This is a genomic window from Nonomuraea sp. B1E8, assembly GCF_039871515.1.
GTDB lineage: Bacteria > Actinomycetota > Actinomycetes > Streptosporangiales > Streptosporangiaceae > Nonomuraea.
Map to the genome: position 1 here is coordinate 249,788 of NZ_JBDPLS010000001.1, position 19,714 is coordinate 269,501.

At 70.8% G+C, this 19,714-nt stretch carries 22 protein-coding genes; 8 read left to right on the forward strand and 14 right to left on the reverse strand.

The features are described 5' to 3' along the window. Window positions 1–128 precede the first annotated feature (128 nt). On the forward strand, window positions 129–1,130 hold the full coding sequence (locus tag ABGA98_RS01135; protein ID WP_347616269.1) for a winged helix-turn-helix domain-containing protein: 1,002 nt from the start codon (window positions 129–131) through the stop codon (window positions 1,128–1,130). Window positions 1,131–1,591: 461 nt separating this feature from the next. On the opposite strand, the gene ABGA98_RS01140 is transcribed toward ABGA98_RS01135, so the two are convergent. From ABGA98_RS01140 to ABGA98_RS01160, 5 genes are read right to left on the reverse strand one after another with little or no spacing between them, the layout of a single operon-like run. Then, window positions 1,592–1,777 (reverse strand): hypothetical protein, encoded by a 186-nt coding sequence (locus ABGA98_RS01140; protein ID WP_347616270.1) that lies wholly within the window; start codon window positions 1,775–1,777, stop codon window positions 1,592–1,594. A gap of 23 nt (window positions 1,778–1,800) precedes the next feature. Further along, window positions 1,801–1,962, reverse strand: a complete 162-nt coding sequence (locus ABGA98_RS01145; RefSeq protein WP_347616271.1) for a hypothetical protein — start codon at window positions 1,960–1,962, stop codon at window positions 1,801–1,803. Then, entirely contained in the window at window positions 1,935–3,830 is a 1,896-nt protein-coding gene (locus tag ABGA98_RS01150; protein ID WP_347616272.1) for an ABC transporter ATP-binding protein, read from the reverse strand. Before ABGA98_RS01150 ends, ABGA98_RS01145 begins: the two co-directional genes overlap by 28 nt. Beyond that, the gene (locus tag ABGA98_RS01155; protein ID WP_347616273.1) at window positions 3,820–4,251 is read right to left on the reverse strand and encodes a S26 family signal peptidase; all 432 of its coding nucleotides are present in this window, start codon (window positions 4,249–4,251) and stop codon (window positions 3,820–3,822) included. Before ABGA98_RS01155 ends, ABGA98_RS01150 begins: the two co-directional genes overlap by 11 nt. Beyond that, window positions 4,248–4,790: a hypothetical protein gene (locus ABGA98_RS01160; RefSeq protein ID WP_347616274.1), complete on the reverse strand. Its 543-nt coding sequence runs from the start codon at window positions 4,788–4,790 to the stop codon at window positions 4,248–4,250. The genes ABGA98_RS01155 and ABGA98_RS01160 overlap by 4 nt, the downstream gene beginning before the upstream one ends. A gap of 379 nt (window positions 4,791–5,169) precedes the next feature. On the opposite strand from ABGA98_RS01160, the gene ABGA98_RS01165 reads away from it, so the two are divergent. The 3 genes from ABGA98_RS01165 to ABGA98_RS01175 all read left to right on the forward strand — a co-directional run bounded on the left by ABGA98_RS01165 (window position 5,170) and on the right by ABGA98_RS01175 (window position 7,890). After that, complete coding sequence (locus ABGA98_RS01165) at window positions 5,170–6,417, forward strand: trypsin-like peptidase domain-containing protein (RefSeq protein ID WP_347616275.1); 1,248 nt, start codon at window positions 5,170–5,172, stop codon at window positions 6,415–6,417. A gap of 106 nt (window positions 6,418–6,523) precedes the next feature. Further along, window positions 6,524–7,174 (forward strand): GntR family transcriptional regulator, encoded by a 651-nt coding sequence (locus ABGA98_RS01170; protein WP_347616276.1) that lies wholly within the window; start codon window positions 6,524–6,526, stop codon window positions 7,172–7,174. Further along, window positions 7,171–7,890, forward strand: a complete 720-nt coding sequence (locus ABGA98_RS01175) for a haloacid dehalogenase type II (protein WP_347616277.1) — start codon at window positions 7,171–7,173, stop codon at window positions 7,888–7,890. The genes ABGA98_RS01170 and ABGA98_RS01175 overlap by 4 nt, the downstream gene beginning before the upstream one ends. A 228-nt stretch (window positions 7,891–8,118) precedes the next feature. Here the strand turns inward: ABGA98_RS01175 and ABGA98_RS01180 are convergent, their stop codons facing one another. After that, window positions 8,119–8,982, reverse strand: coding sequence for an alkene reductase (locus ABGA98_RS01180; protein WP_347616278.1), 864 nt, complete (start codon window positions 8,980–8,982; stop codon window positions 8,119–8,121). Window positions 8,983–8,995: 13 nt separating this feature from the next. On the opposite strand from ABGA98_RS01180, the gene ABGA98_RS01185 reads away from it, so the two are divergent. Then, on the forward strand, window positions 8,996–9,355 hold the full coding sequence (locus ABGA98_RS01185) for a MerR family transcriptional regulator (protein WP_347616279.1): 360 nt from the start codon (window positions 8,996–8,998) through the stop codon (window positions 9,353–9,355). Window positions 9,356–9,391: 36 nt separating this feature from the next. On the opposite strand, the gene ABGA98_RS01190 is transcribed toward ABGA98_RS01185, so the two are convergent. After that, the gene (locus tag ABGA98_RS01190) at window positions 9,392–10,321 is read right to left on the reverse strand and encodes a helix-turn-helix domain-containing protein (RefSeq protein ID WP_347616280.1); all 930 of its coding nucleotides are present in this window, start codon (window positions 10,319–10,321) and stop codon (window positions 9,392–9,394) included. Between the two features lie 93 nt (window positions 10,322–10,414). Here ABGA98_RS01190 and ABGA98_RS01195 point away from each other — a divergent pair, with 93 nt between their 5' ends. Further along, the gene (locus ABGA98_RS01195) at window positions 10,415–10,726 is read left to right on the forward strand and encodes a hypothetical protein (protein WP_347616281.1); all 312 of its coding nucleotides are present in this window, start codon (window positions 10,415–10,417) and stop codon (window positions 10,724–10,726) included. Between the two features lie 174 nt (window positions 10,727–10,900). Here the strand turns inward: ABGA98_RS01195 and ABGA98_RS01200 are convergent, their stop codons facing one another. The 4 genes from ABGA98_RS01200 to ABGA98_RS01215 form a co-directional block, all read right to left on the reverse strand. Continuing rightward, on the reverse strand, window positions 10,901–11,371 hold the full coding sequence (locus ABGA98_RS01200) for a TspO/MBR family protein (RefSeq protein WP_347616282.1): 471 nt from the start codon (window positions 11,369–11,371) through the stop codon (window positions 10,901–10,903). A gap of 49 nt (window positions 11,372–11,420) precedes the next feature. Beyond that, window positions 11,421–13,625 (reverse strand): cellulose binding domain-containing protein, encoded by a 2,205-nt coding sequence (locus ABGA98_RS01205; protein ID WP_347616283.1) that lies wholly within the window; start codon window positions 13,623–13,625, stop codon window positions 11,421–11,423. Between the two features lie 175 nt (window positions 13,626–13,800). After that, the gene (locus ABGA98_RS01210) at window positions 13,801–14,832 is read right to left on the reverse strand and encodes a LacI family DNA-binding transcriptional regulator (RefSeq protein ID WP_347616284.1); all 1,032 of its coding nucleotides are present in this window, start codon (window positions 14,830–14,832) and stop codon (window positions 13,801–13,803) included. 143 nt (window positions 14,833–14,975) lie between these two features. Then, a complete protein-coding gene (locus ABGA98_RS01215) occupies window positions 14,976–15,587 on the reverse strand; it encodes a helix-turn-helix domain-containing protein (RefSeq protein ID WP_347616285.1) in 612 nt (203 codons plus the stop codon). Window positions 15,588–15,656: 69 nt separating this feature from the next. Here ABGA98_RS01215 and ABGA98_RS01220 point away from each other — a divergent pair, with 69 nt between their 5' ends. Continuing rightward, the gene (locus tag ABGA98_RS01220; protein ID WP_347616286.1) at window positions 15,657–16,562 is read left to right on the forward strand and encodes a DMT family transporter; all 906 of its coding nucleotides are present in this window, start codon (window positions 15,657–15,659) and stop codon (window positions 16,560–16,562) included. A gap of 27 nt (window positions 16,563–16,589) precedes the next feature. On the opposite strand, the gene ABGA98_RS01225 is transcribed toward ABGA98_RS01220, so the two are convergent. Next, a complete protein-coding gene (locus tag ABGA98_RS01225; RefSeq protein WP_347616287.1) occupies window positions 16,590–17,174 on the reverse strand; it encodes a hemerythrin domain-containing protein in 585 nt (194 codons plus the stop codon). Between the two features lie 189 nt (window positions 17,175–17,363). Here ABGA98_RS01225 and ABGA98_RS01230 point away from each other — a divergent pair, with 189 nt between their 5' ends. Further along, window positions 17,364–18,566, forward strand: a complete 1,203-nt coding sequence (locus tag ABGA98_RS01230; RefSeq protein WP_347616288.1) for a hypothetical protein — start codon at window positions 17,364–17,366, stop codon at window positions 18,564–18,566. 152 nt (window positions 18,567–18,718) lie between these two features. Here ABGA98_RS01230 and ABGA98_RS01235 read toward each other — a convergent pair whose 3' ends face one another. Next, complete coding sequence (locus tag ABGA98_RS01235) at window positions 18,719–18,964, reverse strand: hypothetical protein (protein WP_347616289.1); 246 nt, start codon at window positions 18,962–18,964, stop codon at window positions 18,719–18,721. Between the two features lie 51 nt (window positions 18,965–19,015). Further along, window positions 19,016–19,615 (reverse strand): hypothetical protein, encoded by a 600-nt coding sequence (locus ABGA98_RS01240; protein ID WP_347616290.1) that lies wholly within the window; start codon window positions 19,613–19,615, stop codon window positions 19,016–19,018. Between the last annotated feature and the right edge of the window lie 99 nt (window positions 19,616–19,714).

Sequence of the window (19,714 nt, forward strand, 5' to 3'; positions counted from 1 at the left end):
CTTTTACCCATTTCGCCCCCGTTGGCCGATAATCGTCCTCCAGGGCCCCACTGCGGGTCCAGGCATTGCAGTCCTGGCTTAAAAGCCCAGCTTGACCGGGATGAACAGCGGGAAGGTGGCCACGATCGATGTTACGGATCCTTTTCACCGGCGAAGACCTCGCCCGTACGCGAGTCGCGACAGCCGATCCGCTGTGGGAGATCGCGCTCAGCATGTTCCGGCTGGCGGGGCGCAGAGGTAAGGGAGCGTTCGCCACGTGGCGCCGCCGGACCCGCCAGGAGCTGGCCAGGTCGGACAACCTGGCCACCGTGCGATGCGTTCTGGGCCCGCTCTTCCCCGCTCATTCCTCGTACTTTCCCGACTTCCTCACGCCGCCCGCCGGCGTGCACGGACTGGGCGCTGGGGTCGACGCCGTGCTGAGCACGCCGCGCCCGCTGCTGCGCAGGGAACTGGACAAGCTGGCGAGGCGGACGGGCACGCCATCATGGGCGTGGGGCCTGGCCGACGGCCGCATGGACGCCTTCCATGACCTGCGCGACGGGCTGTGCGGCTACTTCGATGCCGCCATCGCTCCCTACTGGGTCGAGATCCAGGCGATGGTGGACGCCGACCGGGCCAGGCGCGGGCGCGCCTACCTGGACGGCGGGGTCGGCCACATGCTGGCGAGCTTCAGCCCGGTCATGCGGTGGCGGCCGCCCGTACTGAGCATGGACCACCCGGTCCACCGGGACGTGCACCTCGACGGGCGCGGGCTGGTGCTGATCCCGTCGTACTTCTGCTGGGGCGCGCCCGTGGCGCTGGCCGACCCGGAGCTACCGCAGGTGCTGGTATACCCGATCGAACGGGACCACCCGCTGGCCACGCCGAGGAAGCCGCCCGACAGCCCCAACGCTCGGCTGCTCGGCCCCACCAGGGCCGCCATACTGAAGTCCACCGTCGCGGGGGTGACCACGGGAGAGCTGGCCCGCCACCATGGGATCTCACCCTCCGGCGTGAGCCAGCACACCCAGGTGCTGCGCGAGGCGGGGCTCATCGTCAGCCGCAGGTCCGGCGGAAACGTGGTCCACACCGTCACGCCCCTCGGCGCGGCCCTGCTGACCGGCGGCCAGATCGATGCGGCGCAGGCATAAAAGGTCAGCCCCGCGCTCGCCGGCCGGTGAGACGGCGGCGACGTAGGCCGGCGTTCGCCGGAGCGAGCCTTTTGGGGTGTCAAAGCCTGGCCCTGGAGTCCGTTTTGCGCAGATTGTCGCATTGGTGCCCCGGGTAGCTCCCCTTGTCGAGGTTGCACCCGCAGCCGCACCGATCGCTCCACCACACCACGTTGGGAGCAACCACATGAGAACGCCGAGCCGCCTGACCGCAGCCAGGATCCTGCCCCTGCCTCGCCTCAGCGTGCCGACGCCGTTCCCGGACGACGACGATTACTCCGGCCGTCGCCGCCGCCGTCGCCACCGGCGCTGATCGGCGGCAGGAACGTGCGGCTGAAGGGCCTGCCTGGTCCCTTCAGCCGCCCCCCCCCCCCCCCCACGCCTCATCCCCCGGCAGACGGAGCCTCCCTGGCCGGAGCCTGCCTGAGGAGCCCGTCACTCACCTACGCGCACTGCTTCCTGAAGTAGACCGAGCAGTCGCTCCTCCAGCACTTGAAGACGGAGCAGCAGATGCTGCCCGTACAGGTCGTGTGGTCGAGGATGCACCGTGCCGTGCAGGCGGCCTGCGCGTCGCCGGCCGGCACGACGAAGGCGACGATCCGGTCCGCCAGATCGGTCATGAGTTTCATCTGTCCCACCTTCTCTCCGGCGACTATTCGCACACCGTTACCAAGCGGTAACTGCAGTCGGTGTTGTAGCACTTCATCTTGTAGCACCCGGTGTTCGGGTCGTAGCTGACCTGCACGCACCTTGGGGTGCACGCCGCGGCGGCCTTGACCGTCGGAATCAACCGGTCGATGAGCTTGTCGAGCATTCTGTTCTCACCTCCTTCGCTGCCTCGGGTTCACTGGGCGCGGATTCACCGAGAGACGGCTCGTGATATCCGCGGGCTTGGAGGCGGAAGAAGCGGGCGTAGGTGCCGTCCACCGCCATGAGGTCGTCGTGGTCTCCCCGCTCCGCGACGACCCCGTCCTCCAGGACGACGATCAGGTCGGCGTCCCGCACGGTGTTCAGCCGGTGGGAGATGAGCAGGCTCGTCTGGCCCGCGCGGTGCCGGCGCATCCGGGCGTGCACGTCCGCCTCGGCCTCAGGATCGAGACCCGAGCTCGGTTCGTCGAGGATCATCAGGTCCCGTCCGTCGCGGAGGAAGGCTCTGGCCAGGGCGGTTCGCTGCCACTGGCCGCCCGAGAGCACGACGCCGGTCGAGGAGTCCTCGCGGTCCTCCTCACTCGTGAACATCCGGGTGAGCAGCGTGTCGTAACCCCGGGGAAGGGACGCGAGCAGCTCGTCCACCCCCGCCTTCCGCGCGGCGGCACGGATTCGGTCCAGGTCGTCACGGGCGCCGACGTCTCCCAGGCCGATGTTGTCGCGGGCGGAGAAGTCGTAGGTCATGTGGTCCTGGAAGACGCCGCTGATCCGATCCCGCAGCGTGTCCGGCTGGACGTCGCGCAGGTCGACACCGTCCCAGAGGATGGCTCCCCGGCTCGGGTCGTAGAAGCGGCAGAGCAGTTTGACGAGCGTGCTCTTGCCGGCGCCGTTGAGCCCGACCAGCGCGACGGCCGCGCCGTACGGGATGAACAGGTCGACGCCGCGCAGGATCCAGGGATGGTCGTCGCTGTAGCGGAACCACACGTCGCGCAGCTCGATCCCGTGCCGCAGCGGCGGCAGCGGCGCGGGGTCGGCCGGCACGACGAGGTCGGGCTCGGCCCTGACCACCGCCACGTAGTGGCCGAAGAGCCGCAGGTTGTGATCGGCGGTCGCGATGCCGGTGACCAGGGTGCTGAGCCCGCCCTGGACGGCGACGACGGCGGCGGTGAACATCGACACGTCCCCGACGGTGAGCGCGCCGGACCTGGCCGCGGCGATGGCCCAGACGAGTCCGCCCCCGGCCACCACGGCGGACAGCAGGGCGAGCACCCCCTCCGCCGACAACTCCTTGCGGTCCATCCGGCGCTTGCCCTCATGAGCCGTCGACAACTCCGCCATGAGCCGGCCGCGCAGGAATCCGCCGGAGTTGAAGAGCCTGATCTCCTTGGCCGCCTCGATCGTGCTGAGCAGGTCGCTGTAGAAGACCTGCCGGCGCTCGGCCGGGCCGATCTCCCACATCATGCTCGTACGCTGCCGCGACAGCTTCAGCTGCGCGACCAGCGCCGGCACGGCGGCGCACAACACGATCAGCGTCATGGCCGGGCTGATCACCAGCACGGCTCCGACGAAGCCGACCACGGTGACGGCGGAGCGGATGAGCCCGAAGGACTCGGTGACGATGCCGTCGGCCCTGGACGCCCCCTCCTGGGCCAGGCGCAGCCGGTCGAGGAAGCGCGGGTCCTCGAAGGGCCGCAGCCCCGGGAATCGTGCCGTGGCCGCGAAGAGCCGGTCCGTCGTGGCGGCCACCATGGCCCGGCCGACCTGGTTGCCGAGGTACCTCGACCAGTGCGGCAGGACCGCGGCGGCGACGCCGATGCCGGCCAGTCCCGCGGCCAGGCCCAGTAGCTCGGTCAGGGAGGCCGCCCCGGTCAGGCCGTCGATGACCAGCTTGGTCAGCCAGGCCGCCGCGACCGGCGCCGCAGCCGTGCCCAGCAGCGTGACCGCGTACCCGATCGCGGGAACGGCGGCGGCGCTCCAGGCGGTTGCCGCCGCCTCACGCGCGGAGGCGGTCAGGCGCACCCCCTCAACGGCCATGCCGCGCCACCAGCTTCCTGATGGTGACGGCATGGAGATCGTCGGCGTGGAAGAAGCCGTGCTCGCGGGAGTCGAAGCTGGCCTCGGTGTTGTCACCGATCAGGACGAACCTGCCGGCGGGGACGACGTCGTCGTCGACGGCCTTGCGTACGTCCTCCGGGACCGGATCGCCGGGCAGGGCGGCGATACGCTTGATCAGATATTTGCTGCCGATCGGGTGAGGGCTCAGGACGACGGCGATCTGCCCGGTGCGCAGCGCCGCGAGACGCGTGCGCCGGGACAGGAGCCGGTCCCCATCGGCCAGCGACGGGGCCATGCTGTTGCCGTGGACGCGGATCACCATGTACGTCGCGCGCAGCCGTACGGCCAGCAGGGCCAGACCCGCGAGCCCGCATGCCGCCGCGAGGAACGCCCGCGTCATGGCGTCCTGACCTCGGCGGGCATGGTGTGGCCGCTGCCGGCGACCGTGCCCCCGGCGTCGATCGTGATGACCGTCGGGTACGCGTTGACCTTGAACGCCGTCTGGAGTGGCCCCTGCGGCGCCTCCACGACGACACGTGCCACCTCCGCGAGGCGTTCGACGTAGTCTGCGGAGTCCTCTCCTGGGCCGGTGTCGACCACGGCGAGCACGGCGTCCGACGTGCCGCGTGCCCGTTCCACGAAGAGCGGGAGCAGGTCCTTGCAGGGCTGACATCCCTGGGAGAAGAAACCGACCAGCGCGGGTGCGCCCAGAAGCTCGTCGGAGATCGGCTCACCGCTCGTGGTCATGGCGGCGAACGTCGGGACCCTCGCTCCGGGCGAGAGGCCTTCCGCCATCGCCGGCGGCGGCATGCTCTTGCTCTGGCTGCGCAACCGGCGGATCACACCGACGGTCAGCAGCAAGTTCACCATGCACAGCAGTCCGACCAGCACGACCGCGGCGACCAAGTACTGCAACACGCCCTCCCCCGGCCTGTCCATGAACAACGGCTGGATCCCCGTGACGGCGGACGCGGTCCCGGTCAGGACCTGTCACGCGACGCGCAGGAGACCCACGAACCGGATATTTCACGATCCCGCTAGCCCGGCCCTCGCGCGCCACTAGCCTGGCGCCGCCGCCTGTCGTGGGTCAGGTGCCGGAATGGCCCCTTCCGAACGTCCGTACGGGGCCCGGATTCAGCGGGCGGCGAAGGTGACCGCCACAGGGGCGGCCTCGCGACGCGGCATGGCCCCGGCCATGGGAGCGCCGAGCTAACAAGGATGAAACACGCGCGGGTGTTCCATGAAGCTCACCAGACCGGCGCACGCGTGCTTGGAGCGAATGTGCCTGGCCTCCGCTCGACCGACCCGAGGAGACGTCATGGACACCAACCCGCCTCGCGAGCATGACCCTTACGGCCGGAACCAGGTCGGCAACACCCAGCCCACCCGTGAGGGCTTCCACCCGCCGGGGCCGGTGTTCATCCCGCCCGGGTTCCCGCCGCCTCCTCCCCCTCCCCCTCCCGCCCCGCAGCGGCGGACGGGGATCGTGCTCACCGGCAAGGTGGCCGCGGGACTGGCGCTGGCGACGCTGGTCACCCTCGCAGGGGCGGCGCTCGGAGGCGGCGCCGTGGGGGCGCACCTGACGGCGGCCGGCCGACCGGCCGCGACCGCCACCGTCGCCGCCCCCAACCCGGTGTTCCGTACGGCTTCCGCCCCGTACACGGTCGCGCAGGTCGCCGAGCTCGTGCAGCCGTCGGTGGTGATGATCCAGGGCCAGACCGCCGGAGGCTCCGGGGTGGTGCTGTCGGCGGACGGGCTGATCCTCACCAACAACCACGTCGTGGCCGGGCAGGATCGCCTGGCGGTGAAGTTCAGCGACGGCAGGACCGCCCAGGCCGATGTGGTGGGCACCGACCCGGCCACCGACCTCGCCGTCATCCGGGCCGAAGGCGTGACCGGGCTGGCCAGAGCCACGCTGGGTGACAGCGACCAGCTCAAGGTCGGTGACGACGTCCTGGCCATCGGAAGCCCGCTCGGCCTCGACGGCACGGTGACGGCGGGCATCGTCAGCGCGCTGGACCGTACCGTGACCGCCGGGAACGGTCCGGACGGACGGCAGCAGCCCCCGGGCATGGGCGGGCAGGAGCAGGAGAGCGGGACGACCACGCTCGGCGGCATGATCCAGACCGACGCGGCGATCAACCCCGGCAACTCCGGCGGCGCCCTGGTCAACGCCGCCGGCGAGCTGGTCGGCATCAACAGCGCTGTCGCTCCCGAAGGGGTCAACCTGGGCTTCGCCATCCCGGTGAACACCGCCAAACAGGTATCCGAGCAGCTCATCAGCAAGGGCAAGGTGAGCCACGCGTACCTGGGAGTGAGCGTCACCGACGCGACGGGCCAGGTGGCCGGCGCGCTGATCAGGGAGGTGGTCCCGGGCAGCCCGGCCGACAAGGCGGGACTGAAGCAGGGCGACCTCCTCACCAAGATCGGCGACACGCCGGTCACGGGCGGCGACACGGTCGTCGGGCAGGTCCGCGGCTTCACGGTCGGCCAGCGGGTGCAGATCACCTACGAGCGGGACGGCGAGCCGGACACCGTGACCGTCGTCATGGCGAAAAAGCAATAGCCCGAAGCCGGCCCGGCGCGCGGGCCGGTGTCTCCATGCCGTTTCCGGCCGGTCGCGGGTGCGCCCGGCTTGCCTGACTCACTGTATAGCTGTTATACAGTTAGCCATGTCGATTCACACGGTCACCGTGGCGGACGCGGTCGCCGACCAGCTGCGCCGCCGGTTGTTGTCCGGGCACTACCGGGGCGGAGATCAGCTGCGCGACACCGACCTGTCGCAGGAGTTCGGCGTGGCCCGGCCCACGGTGCGCGCGGCCGTGCAGACGCTGGTGGCCGAAGGGCTGCTGGATCGCGGACGTGGACGCAGCGCGCAGGTCCGGTCGTTCACCGCCGAGGACGCCATCGACCTGGGCCGGCTGCGGCGCCCGATCGAGACGATCGCCGTTGAGATGATCATGTCACAGGCCCGGCCGCTCACCGGCATCGCCTCGGCGGCGCAGGCGTTCTCCGCGCTGGGCGACGACGTCTCGTGGGACGTGGTCGCCGGCCATGACGTGGCCTTCCACCGGGCGGTGTTCGCAGCCGCGGGCTCGGCCCGCCTGCTGCGCACCTTCGACGAGCTCAGCGCCGAGCTGCGCCTGCTCATCGCCCAGCTCCGCCCGACCTACGACAGCGTCTCCGACCTGGCACACGAGCACGAGGTGCTGCTCGATGCGCTGCGCTCCGGTGACGTCCAGCAGGCCAAGGCCGCCTGGAACACCCACTGCGACGACTCGGAACGTTTCTACCTCGACCTCATCCAGGAGCACGCACGGTGAACTTCAACGACTTCGACGCCATCAGCTTCGACTGCTACGGGACCCTCATCGACTGGGAGGCCGGCATCGCGACCGTGCTGCGCGCGTGGGCCGGCGCGCACGGTCTGCGGATGAGCGATGAGCAGCTGCTGACGGCATATGCGGCGCACGAGGCGCAGGCCGAGGCCGACCACCCCGGCGACCTCTACCCGCGGATCCTCGCGCGGGCGATGCGGGGCCTGGGTGCGCAGCTCGGCGTGCCGGTCAGCGACGCCGAGGCCGAGTCGCTGGCGGTCTCCGTGCCCGACTGGCCGGCGTTCCCCGACTCGGCGGAGGCGCTGGAGCGGCTCTCGCGGCGCTATCGGCTCATCATCCTGTCCAACGTCGACCGTGCCTCCTTCGCCGGCTCCAACAAGCGCCTCGGCACCACCTTCACCAGCGTCCTCACCGCCGAGGACGTCGGCTCCTACAAACCCGATCCCCGCAACTTCGAGGCGCTGGCGCGCGAGGCCGAGCGGCTCGGAGTGGCCGAGGGCAGGCTGCTGCACGTGGCGCAGAGCCTGTTCCATGACCACGTGCCGGCCAAGGCCGCGGGCCTGCCCACCGTGTGGATCAACCGCCGCCACGACGACGCGGGCTGGGGCGCGACACCGGAGCCGTCGGCCGGCGTCGCCCCGGACTGGACCTTCACCTCCATGCGCGCGTTCGCGGACGCGGTCGACGCCGGAGCCGCCTGACGGCCCGGCCGGGCACGGGGATCGGCGAGCCTCTGCACGTCGTGGACCGCGTGGTGGTGGGCGCGTTCGTCCTGGAACTCGCCGCCCGCCTCTACACCCACCGGGGCGCTGGCGCGCCTGCACGCCAAGCTGGACGCCCTTTCCCCGCGGGCTGAGGGCCGGGCCGGCGGGCAGGAGGACGACCCAGAAGCGTCGCCCAGCCTGTCGAACGCGAGCCGACCGGCTGCGTCACCGGCAGGGTGTGAGGGCGTCCAGGCTGGGATAGTCGGTGTACCCGGCGGCTCCGTGCGTGTACAGGTCGGCGGTGTCGATCGGCTGGAGCGGGGCGTTACGGGCGAAGCGGGCCGGCAGGTCGGGGTTGGCGATGAACGCCCTGCCGTAGGAGACCAGGTCGGCCAGTCCGGAGGCGAGCGTGGCCTCGCCGGCTTCCTTGCTGGTGGCGGGGCGGTTCTCCCCGACGTTGGCGATGAGGGTGCCTCGCCGGCGGGGCCGCAGGTCGGCCAGAGCCGGATAGCGGTCGCCGTCGGTGAGGTGCAGATAGGCCAGGCCGAGGCCGTCGATGCGCTCGACGAGGTCGCGATAGACGGGGCCGGGGTCGCTCTCCACCATGCCGAACTGCGGGTTGCCCGGCGACAGGCGTAGCCCTGTGCGGTCGGCGCCGATCGCGCCGGCCACGGCGGTGACGACCTCGACGGGGAAGCGGATGCGGCCTCCAGCCGTGCCGGGGCCGTACTCGTCGTCACGGAGATTGGTGTTGTCGGCCAGGAACTGGTGGATCAGGTAGCTGTTGGCGCCGTGCAACTCGACCCCGTCGAAGCCCGCCGCCATCGCGTTGCGGGCGGCGGCGACGTGGTCCTGGACGGCCTGCCGGATGTCCGCCCTGGTCATCACGCGGGGCGTGACGGGATCGGCCTTGCCGCCGTCCCGTACGTGGACCGGGCCGGGCGTGGGCACGGCCGACGGGCCGGCGGGGACGTCGGCTGCCAGGCGCGACAAGGGGTGACCCTGCCGGCCACCGTGCATGAGCTGGGCGAAGACGCGGCCACCGGCCGCGTGCACGGCTTCCGTGACGGCGCGCGATGTCAGGTTCAACCCGAGGTACGGCATGCGGATCGGTGAGCTGGCCCAGCAGACCGGCGTGAGCGAGCGGTCGCTGCGCTATTACGAGAAGCAGGGGCTGCTCCAGGCGGAACGCACCCCTGGCGGCCACCGCGACTACGCCGACGGGGCCGTGGAGCGGGTCATCCGCATCCAGGAGTTGTTCGCCGCCGGGCTGTGCAGCGCCAAGATCGCTCAGCTGCTCCCGTGCCTGGGCGACGGCAAGGGCGGGGCGGCCGAGCCGGCCTCACCGTGGCTGGCCGACCAGCTCACGAAGGAACGCGAGCGCATCGACCGCATGATCGGCGACCTCGTCCGTTCCCGCGATGTGCTCGACGACGTCATCAGGGAAGCCTTCAAGCGCTGAGCGTCACCGACCTCTGCGGTACGCGGGGAAGCCGGGTCAGTGCGGGCGGCGGCCACGGTACGTACGGCGGTACGCCGTGGGAGTGGTGGACGCGTCGCGTGCCAGGTGTTGCCGGAGGTTGGCGGCCGTACCGAGGCCGGAGCGCCGGGCCACCTCATCGACCGGCAGGTCGGTGCCCTCCAGCAGCCTGCGCGCTTCGAGAAGGCGCTGGGCGGCCAGCCAGCGCAGCGGGGTGGTGCCGGTCTCCGCGGCGAAGTGGCGGGCGAACGTTCGCGGCGCCAATCCCGCCTGGCGGGCGAGGTCGGCGACGGTGACGGGTTCGGCCAGGTGGTCCAGCGCCCAGGCGCACACCGCGGCCATGCCCTCGCCGCTGGGCGGCAGCGGTCGTTGCAGGAACTGGGCCTGACCGCCCTCCCGGTGTGGCGCGACGACCAGCCGCCGCGCGACCCGGATCGCGGCCTCCGGGCCGTGGTCGGTGCGCACCAGATGCAGGCACAGATCGATGCCCGCGGCGAATCCGGCGCTGGTCAGCACGTTGCCGTTGTCGGCGTACAGGGTGTCGGGGTCGACGTCGACAGCGGGGTAGCGGGCGGCGAGGTCGGCGGTGTCCATCCAGTGAGTGGTCGCCCGCCGGCCGTCCAGCAACCCCGCCGCGGCCAGCGCGAAGGCGCCTGTGCAGACGGAGACGATGCGGGCACCGCGTGCGCAGGCGGCGCGCAACGCGTCGAGCACCGGCAAGGAGGGCTCCACCAGGGGTGCGTAGCCTGGCACCACGATCGTGCCGGCGGTGTCGAGAGCGTCGAGCCCCAGCGGCGTGTGAAGGTCGAAGCCCGTGGTCGTCGGGACCGGCCCCGCCGATTCGGCGCAGACGGCGAACGAGTACTCCTCGCCGCCGAACACCTCCGCGGGGATGGCGAGGTCGAAGGCGACCACCTTCGGCAGGGCCAGACCCACAACACGGTGCATGGCAGGATTCTTACGGTAATAGGCCTTTCTGTCACTCGTCACCGGTCCGTCGCCCGGCAAGGATGACGATGCACGTCAAGGCAGGGAGAAGCCATGTTGTTCCTCGACGCGTCCTCGTTCACCGCCGATCGTCCATGGGGCGCCCTCGACATCACCGAGATCGACAACGCCACCGTCCGGCTGCACTGGACCGACGAGCCCTACGTCTGGCACGTGAACGACGGCCCGGAGGTCTTCGCCGTCATGGACGGCGCCGTCGACATGCACTACCGCCGCGACGGCCGGGAACATGTCGAGCGGCTCACCCCCGGCCGCATCTGCTACGCCGAGCCGGGTGACGAACACGTCGCGCATCCCGTACCCATGGCCCGCATCCTCGTCATCGAGCGCAAGGGCAGCGTCTAGCCGGTCCCCGCCTCGGGTGCGACGCGGCGGTTGCGCTCGATGACAAAGGCGGCCCCGCTCCTGGCCCGCGCCGCCCTCCGCACGGGCTCACCTCGACGTGTTGTGTCCAGCCGCCCGGCCGGCCCACGAGCAGGACCGGCGTCCGCCCTCCCCGATGCGAGGGCCGGGCCTGGGTCATCCATCGCGGTTCCGGCGGGCGATGGCGGTGTTGAGTGCGGTGGCGAACACCGTCCATCCCGCGTACGGCACCAGGAACAGCCCCGCGCGGCGGTCGGCCGTCCATCCCCGCCGGACGAGCATCGCGTTGGACGCGTTGAGGACGAGGATCTCGGCGAGCGCCAGCCGCGGGTTGCGCGCCCGGAAGAACAGGGCCGGCCATGCGGCGTTGAGCACCAGGTTGCCGGCCAGAGCACTCCGGAACGCCCGGCTTTCGGCCTGGTCACCGCGGGAGAGGGCCCGCGCGCCCGCATAGGTGATGAGCACGTACAGAGGCGTCCAGACCAGGCCGAAAGCCTGGGGCGGTGGCTGCCACGACGGCTTCTCCAGCCGCTGATACCAGCTGGAACGCGCGTCGGTGGCGAGCGCTCCGGCGACGGCGGTGGCGGTCACCGCGAGAGCCGTCTTCAGGAGGAGTTTCCCTTTCATCGCCGTCTCCTGCCCGGGAGCGACGCCACCGCACATGAAGCCCGCGCGGTCAGCGCACGTAGACGTTGGGCCGGGGCGGGGTGCTCATGGCGTCGCCGATGAAGAAGCTGGGGTGCGGCGGCTGGTTGTAGGCGGTGTTCTGCCAGGCGAGGGCCACGCGGTACTGCGGGTCGTGCAGCAGGGTGTGGATCTTGGTGGTGGTCGCGTGGGGTGTGGCGTAGATGCGCAGGGCGCGGTCGTCGGTGGTGGGCCAGATGACCTCCTCGCGCCAGTCGCCGAGGATGTCGCCCGACAGTGACGGGGTGGCCTTGGTGCCGTTGTTGCTGTGGACGCCGGAGGCGGTCAGCAGGCGGGTCTCGCCGCCGGTGCCGTACTTGTCGATCCTGGTCTGGTCCAGCAGCTCGCGCACCGGGTCGGCGTCCCACCAGGACAGGAAGTTGGCCGAGGACGGCTGGCGGCCGACGACCGTGCCGGAGGTGTTGCGCAGCCCGTTCTGCCCCGCCCCCGCGGCCCAGGACTCGGCGCCAGGGCTGCCGGCGTAGATGTCGCCGGCCACGCCGCGCCCGGGCCCCTCGCCGTCGGAGCTGCCGGTCTGCCACAACACCTGTCCGGTACGGGCGTCGACCATGTACAGGCCGGGCCGGTCGGCCGGCTCGGAGATCTTCACGTACTCCTGGCCCGCGCGGCCGGGGTCGAGGTCGCCCAGGTGCGCGGCGTCACCGTGGCCCCATCCGACGTTCCACAGGCGGCCGCCGTCGTCGTCGATGGCGGCGGCGCCGTAGACGATCTCGTCGCGGCCGTCGGCGTCCACGTCGCCGACGGTGAGGCTGTGGTTGCCCTGGCCGGCGTACGAGCCGTTGCCAGAGGCGTTGCTGTCGAACGTCCAGCGCTTGACGAGCCGGCCGTCGCGGAAGTCCCAGGCGGCGATCACGGCGCGGGTGTAGTAGCCGCGGGCCATGATGAGGCTCGGCCGCTGCCCGTCCAGGTACGCGGTGCCGGCCAGGAAGCGGTCCACCCGGTTGCCGTAGGAGTCGCCCCAGGAGGAGACGTTGCCGCGGGGCGGGTCGTAGTTCACCGTGGACAGCGCCGCGCCGGTCCGGCCGTCGAACATGGTGAGGAACTCGGGCCCGGACAGGATGTAGCCGGAGGAGTTGCGGTGGTCGGCGCTCGCGTCGCCGATGACGGTGCCGCGGCCGTCGACGGTGCCGTCGGCGGTCTTCATGGCGACCTCGGCCCTGCCGTCGCCGTCGTAGTCGTAGACCTGGAACTGCGTGTAGTGGGCGCCTGCCCGGATGTTGCGGCCCAGGTTGACGCGCCACAGGCGGGTGCCGTCCAGCTTGATCCCGTCGATGTAGACCACGTCGGTGGTGCCGGACTGGGAGTTGTCCTTGGAGTTGTCGGCCTCCCACTTCAGCACCAGGTCGAGGCGGCCGTCGCCGTCCAGGTCGCCGACGGAGGCGTCGTTGGCGTGGTGGCCTGCGCTGGGCGGGGAGATGGGCACGTCGAGATGGCCGTCCGCGAAACGGAGCGAGGGTTCGGAGGCCGGGCCCTCGGCGCCGCCGGTGACCGGGCGGACCGTGTAGGAGGCGTCCGCGGCCGCCCCGGAGTCCAGGTAGTTGGTGGAGTCGGTGACGGTGGCGACGCGGGTGCCGCCTCGATAGACGGCGAAGGACGTGTCGCGGGGCTCGGTGCCCAGCAACCGCCAGGAGACCAGGTTGCCGCCGCCGGAGCGGACGCTGATCAGGCCGCGGTCGAGGTCTTCCGCCTGCTTGGCGTCCGCGGGGCCAGTGGGTGTGACCGTGGGGGTGACCGTGGGGGTCGGCTCGCCGGGGTCGCCGGTGCAGGTGACGCCGTTGAGGGCGAACGAGGCGGGCGCCGGGTTGGCGGAGCCGTTCCATGAGGCGTTGAAGCCGAACGTCGTGCTGCCGCCCTGCGGGATCGCGGCGTTGTAGCCCGCGTCCTCGGCCCTGACGGCGGAGCCGTTCTGCGTGGCGGTGGCGTTCCACGCCTGGGTGATCCGCTGTCCGTCGGTGAACGACCAGTCCAGGCGCCAGCCGTTGACGGCTTCGCCGACGTTCCTGATGGTCACGTTGCCGGTGAACCCTTCGGACCACTGGGCGGCGACGGCGTAGTCGACCTCGCAGGCCACCGCGGCGGAGGCCGGCGACTGCAGGCCGACGGCGGCCGCGGCGACCAGGCACACGGTGCTGCCGAGCGTCGTGAAGAGCAGCGCTGGACGGGATAAACGTTTCATTGAACGTCCAATCGGTGTACGGATCCCGATGAGGTGCCGAGCGCCCACACGGTAAGAAGGCACTGACCAGGGTGTCAACGAGACACCGCCGTCCAGCCGGCGGGCGATTGTTACCTTTCAGGTCAGCGGCGGAAAGCGCCTTCCACGGCGCTGAAAGTTTCGTGACCGGAACGGATCAGCGGCAGGGCGGCGCGGTGGACTCGCGAACGACCAGCCGCGGCCGGTAGACCAGCTTCTGATGGCGGTGCCCCGGCCGGGTCTCGTCCAGCAGCAGCTCCGCCGCGATCCGGCCCAGCTCACGCTTCGGCTGCCACACGGTGGTCAGCGACGGGGCCAGCTGCGCGGCGAACGCCACGTCGTCGTACCCCACGACCGACATCTCCCCCGGCACCGCGATCCCCCGCTCCTTCAGGCCGCCGATCACCCCGAGCGCCGCGGTGTCGTTGAGGCAGATGATCGCGGTGGGCGGATCGGCCGCGCCCAGGACGTCCTCAAGCGCCGCCGCGGCGGTCACCGTGATGTCGGGCGACGGCACTCGGACGTCCAGAACGCCCCGGTCCGGGTCCAGGCCGGCCTTCAGGAACGCCTTACGCACCCCGGCGTGGCGCTCGGCCGTCTGCTGCACCTCGATCGCCGCGCTGAGCAGGGCGATCCGCCGATGCCCCAACGCGATCAGGTGTGCCGCGACCTGCTCACCGCCCCACTGGTTGTCCATCGACACCGAGCACAGCCGGCCGTCGGACCTGTGGTCGAGCAGCACCACCGGGACGCCCCGCCCGGCCAGGGAGACGAGCGGATCCAGGTCGGCCTCGACCGGGGTGATGAGCACGCCGCGCACGCGCTGCTTCTCCAGCTCCTGGAGGTAGTGCCGCTCCCGCCCCGGCTGCAGGTCGGTGCTGCAGGTCATGAGCATGCAACCGTCCTGGAGCAGCCGGTCCTCCACCCCGCGGCACACCTCGGTGAAGAACGGGCCGGCGATGTCCAGCGTCACCGCGCCGACCAGCGGGCTGGGCATCCCTCGTAACCGCCTGGCGGCGTTGTCGGGCAGGTAGCCCATACGTTCCATCGCCGCGTGCACGCGCCGGCGGGTCTCCTCGGCGACGAGCTCGGGACTGTTGAGGACGTTGCTCACCGTCGTCGGCGAGACCCCGGCCTCTCGCGCGACCTGGCGCATGCCGGGGCGGCGCGGCTCGCTCGAAGCGTCCACCGCAGCACCATATCCGGCCCGCGGCCGCTCGTCGGCACCCCGGTCGTCGACGTGAAACCGGTCCTGGACGCGACACGCTGAAAGCCATGACGTCACGTTGACCACGGTCCACTGACCCGCGCTTCTCGATTCCCGCCCGGTCGTCACGCCGGGGCAGGGCTCGTTCCGATCGCGGCGGCGAGCAGGGTTTCGGCCTGTTCGCGGGCATGGGCGATGGGGTCTGTGAAAATGGTGAGGCCCTGGGCGACGAGCGCTCCTTCGTGGAGCAGCATGAGCGTGCGGCCCAGGTGAGCGGCCCTCTCCGGGGCGAGGTCCCGGGCGAGGTCGGTGAACAGGGCGAGCATCCACTGCTTCTGCCCCGTGATGATCGGATAGGCCGGGTGGGACGGATCGCTGATCTCGGCGTGGGCGTTGACCATGCTGCACCCTTTGTGGCTGTGCTGCGCGGCCCACTCGCGTGACGCGTCGAAGACGGCCAGGACGCGCGCCGCCGGCGCCGGCTCCGCGGCGTCCAGGTGGCCGGCGAGGAAGGCGCGCCAGCGTTCGTCGCGATCCGCGAGATACTCCACGACGATCTGCTCCTTGCAGCCGAACCGGTCGTAGAGGGTCTTCTTCGTCACCCCGGCCTCGGCGGCGATCAGATCCACCCCGACGGCATGGATGCCGCGCTCGTAGAACAGCCTCGCGGCGGCCTCCAGGACGCGCCGTGCGGCGGGCGTCATCGTGATCCGCTGGAGCCTGTCGCTGCTGCCCATGACACTGATTATACCGATCTGTATAGTGAAGGGAAAGGTATACAGATCGGTATAGTTAAGGACGCCGTCGTGAATCTCCTGTTCTCGATCGCTTTCGTGCTCTGCTGGAGCTCCGGCTTCATCGGGGCCAAGCTCGGCGTGGGCACCGCCTCCGCGGTCACGATCCTGATGTGGCGTTTCCTGCCCCTGGCCGTCGTCCTGATCGCCATCGCCGCCCTCTCGGGAACGTCATGGAGAGGCCTCACCGCGCGCGACGTCACCCGGCAGGCCATGATCGGCGTGCTCTCGCAGAGCGGTTACCTGCTCACCGTCTACTACGCGATCCAGCTCGGGGTCTCCAGCGGCACCACGGCGCTGATCGACGGCGTCCAGCCGCTCGTCGCCGGAGCACTCGCCGGACCGTTGCTGCATCAACCCGTCGCCCGCAAGCAGTGGCTCGGCCTGGGCCTCGGAGTGGCCGGCGTGGCCGTGGTCACCCTGGCCGATGCCACGTCCGGCGCCGGCGCGGCCTGGTGGGCCTATCTCATCCCGCTCCTCGGCATGTTCTCGCTGGTGGCGGCCACGCTGCTGCAAGGCCGCTCCCGTACGCAGATCGCCCCCGCGGTGTCGATGACCGTGCACTGCGCCACCAGCGCCGTCATCTTCACCACACTGGCCGTGAGCGCGGGAGCCGCGCGGCCGCCTGCCGACACCTCGTTCTGGATCGCGATCACCTGGCTGGTGGTCCTGTCCACCTTCGGCGGGTACGGGCTGTACTGGCTCATCCTGAGGCGCTCCGGAGTCACCAAGGTCAACACGCTCATGTTCCTCATGGCCCCGGTCACGGCGGTGTGGGGAGCCCTCATGTTCCGCGAGCCCTTCCACGTGCAGACCGCTCTCGGCCTGGCCATCTGCCTCGCCGCGGTCGTCATCGTCTACCGCGGCGAGGTCTCGCCGGCCCGCCCGCGCCCGCTCGCGTCGAGCGCACGCGGGTAGGGCGCTCTGGGCCGCGCGCCGCCGTGGTCAGGGATTTTTGCCCATCGCCTGGCGGACCACGTCGCGGACGCGGTCCATCATCGCGACCGGCGTCCCGACCAGGACGTTCTTGACGGCCGACTCGGTGCCGGGGTGCGGATGCGTGGGGGCCATCGCCTCGGCGGCCTTGACCCCGGCGGCCATGCCGCGCCGCTGGGCCTGGCTGGTGTGGGCCCGGAGCTGGAGGAACTCGTAACGTTCCTCGCTGCGGGCGTGCGCCTCGACGGCGGCGCGCAACATCGCCAGGTTCTGCATGAAGCCGGGGGCGTCCGGGCCCGCCTGGTCCATCCGCGACAACATCTCCTTGGCTTCGTTCTCCTCGGCGAGCCGGTCGTCGACCACGGCGTCGCCGCCGTCGATGGTGCGGCGCGCGTAGGGGTGGACGATCTCCTCCTCGGCGGTCTCGTGCACGGCCAGCATCCGCACCAGCCGGCTGAACGCCTCGTCGCGCCCGCCGGCGGGCGCCTGCTCGACCTCGTCGAACAGGTCCCGGATCATTCCGTGCTGGGCCTGCAGCAGGTCGATGACGTCCGTCTCGTCCATCGTCTCCGGCGCCGTCTTCTGGTCGGTCATGGCGATCCTCCTCCGAGTCCAGGCGTGGCCTACCCAGCGGAAGGAACGGCACGCCGCGCACGTCAAGGAGGGCGGAAATGCTTACCGAATCCGGAATTTCAGGCGGGAGCGCGCAGAGACTGGGCCGGGAAGCCTCGGGTAGGGCGGGCACTCCGCACCTCTCTGACCAGCGCGAAGGAGCGCACGCACATGACCTTCAATCCGCTTCAGGAGCGGGGCATCCCGCTGGACAAGCAGCTGCGCAACTGGCGTGAGCTCAACGTCACACCGACCGATCCCGATCACGCCGACCCGTACACGCGGTGCCGGATCATCACGATGAACGGCATCGAGGTGGAGGCGATCATGTTCAGCCACCACCTCGCCCGCCACTGTCCCGACGTGGAGCTGAAGCAGCAGCTGGCCCGCGTGCGTTACATCGAGGCGCAGCAGCAGAAGGCGGTCAACTGGCTGCTGCCCGGCCTGGCGTCGGTGCTGGAGACCAGCATGGCGTACGAGCAGGTGGCCGTCGACCTGACCGCGTGGGTGGCCCGGATGGAGCCGGACGCGTATCTGAAGCAGGCCTACCAGTTCGGCGTGCTGGAGGACTTCGACCACCTCTACCGCTACGCCAACCTCTACGAGATGATCGAGCACCGCAAGGCCGAGAAGATCGTCGACCAGCTCACCGAGGTGATGCCCGGCCGGCCGACCTACCTGCACCACCGCGACCCCGTCGACAACGTGCGCGAGCCCTACGACAAGAGCTCGACCGCGCCCATCTCCAAGCTGCACGCGCTGACCATCATGTCGGCCGAGCAGCAGACCATGAACTTCTACATGAACGTCGGGCCCATGTACATGGAGCCGATCGCCCGCCAGCTCTACCAGGAGATCGGCCTCGTCGAGGAGGAACACGTCACCCACTACGAGTCGCTGGTCGACCCCGGCGAGAGCTGGTGGGAGATGCTGCTCAACCACGAGTACAACGAGTGCTACCTGTACCACTCGTTCATGGAGACCGAGTCCGACCCCAAGGTGAAGAGCATCTGGGAGCTGCACCTCAACATGGAGCTGGAGCACCTGCGGCTGGCGGCCGAGCTGTTCAAGCGGCACGACGGCCGCGACCCGGAGCAGGTGCTCGCGCCCGAACTTCCCGCTCCGGTGACGTTCGAGCCCAACAAGCAGTACGTGCGCGAACTCATCGCCACCCAGATCGACTACACCACCCTGGGCACCGGCTACGTGCAGGAGGCCCACGAACGCTTCGAGAAGATGCAGGAGGCGATCATGGGCGGTGAGAAGGCGCCTTCCGAGCGGGTCATCGACGACAACCGCGCCAAGTCCGGCCACGAATACCGGCTGCAGACCGAGGGGGAGCACCCGGTCCACAGTCTGGCGTACAACCGCTGATGCCCTTCGAGGCGGCGTCATCGCCCACGGCCGGGCGGCGGCGACTGCCCGGCCGTCACGCCGGTCACCCGCCGACCGACTCCTCCAGGTCGAAGGCGACGCCGGGCCCGGTCCATGGCCACCGGTCCAGGGTCGCCCCGGGTTTCGGCGGGTCAGGCGCTGGCGGCCGCCCGCCAGCGCGCCAGGATGCTCTCGTCGTCAGTGCTGCCGTGCCACGCGGCTCCCTCGGGAATGACGTACGGGAGCCAGGTCGCGTAGTCGGGGGCGTCGGGGGCGATGTCGCGCGTGCTGTCCACGCGGGTCCCGTCCGGCAACACGCCCGACTCGGGCACCCGCAGGACTCCGCCGGCCAGCATGATGGCGGTCATGAGCTGCGTCCCTCCCGTCTCACCGGTCACCGGTTCTGTCCTCAGAATAGCGCGCACGTTCAGCAGGGCAAGGAGATCCGGTCAGCCCATCCCATAGCGGCCCGAAACCCATAGATAGGCGCGCTGAGCGGCGTCCTCGTCCCCGAATAAGCTGATCAGGCGGCGGGCTCTCCCGGTGAGCACGCAGGCGAAGGCCTCGGCATAGAGCTCGGTCGGGTCCTGCCGGAAGGGGGGTGCCAGATGCGGCGCCCGCGACGCGTGCAACCGTGACCAGAACACGCCGCGCGACGGCATGCCTTCCAGGTGGTCCGTGGCGTGCCCCAACTCGTGCCCGGCCACGCTGACCGACGGAGACGGCACGCTGCCGACGCCGACGCGCCGCCGGTTGGGGTCGTAGACGCCGGCGCTGCGCTCCCAGCCGCCCTGCTGGACCGGCAGCGCGACACCGCGAAGAGCCTCGAAGCCGGGCAGGTCGGGCACGGCGCCGGGCCCGACCACGATGCCGCCGTCCAGGTGTGCGGCCAGACGGGCCCCTAACGCCCGCGGCACGGCGGACAACGTCATGATGGACAGGAGGACCTCAGCGGGCGGGAAGGTGCCGGGATTCCAGGCCCGGGTCAGCCGGCGCTCGAGCGCGCCCACGTGGAGCCAGCCCGGCCGCCCTCTGCTCTGGCCGGCCAAACCCATCTCCCCCGGTGTCCGCCCTGCACGACCGCCCAGCCGTGCCCGCAGCCCCACAGGGCGAGAGCCGTCGATGGCGATCAACGTCGATGATCGCAA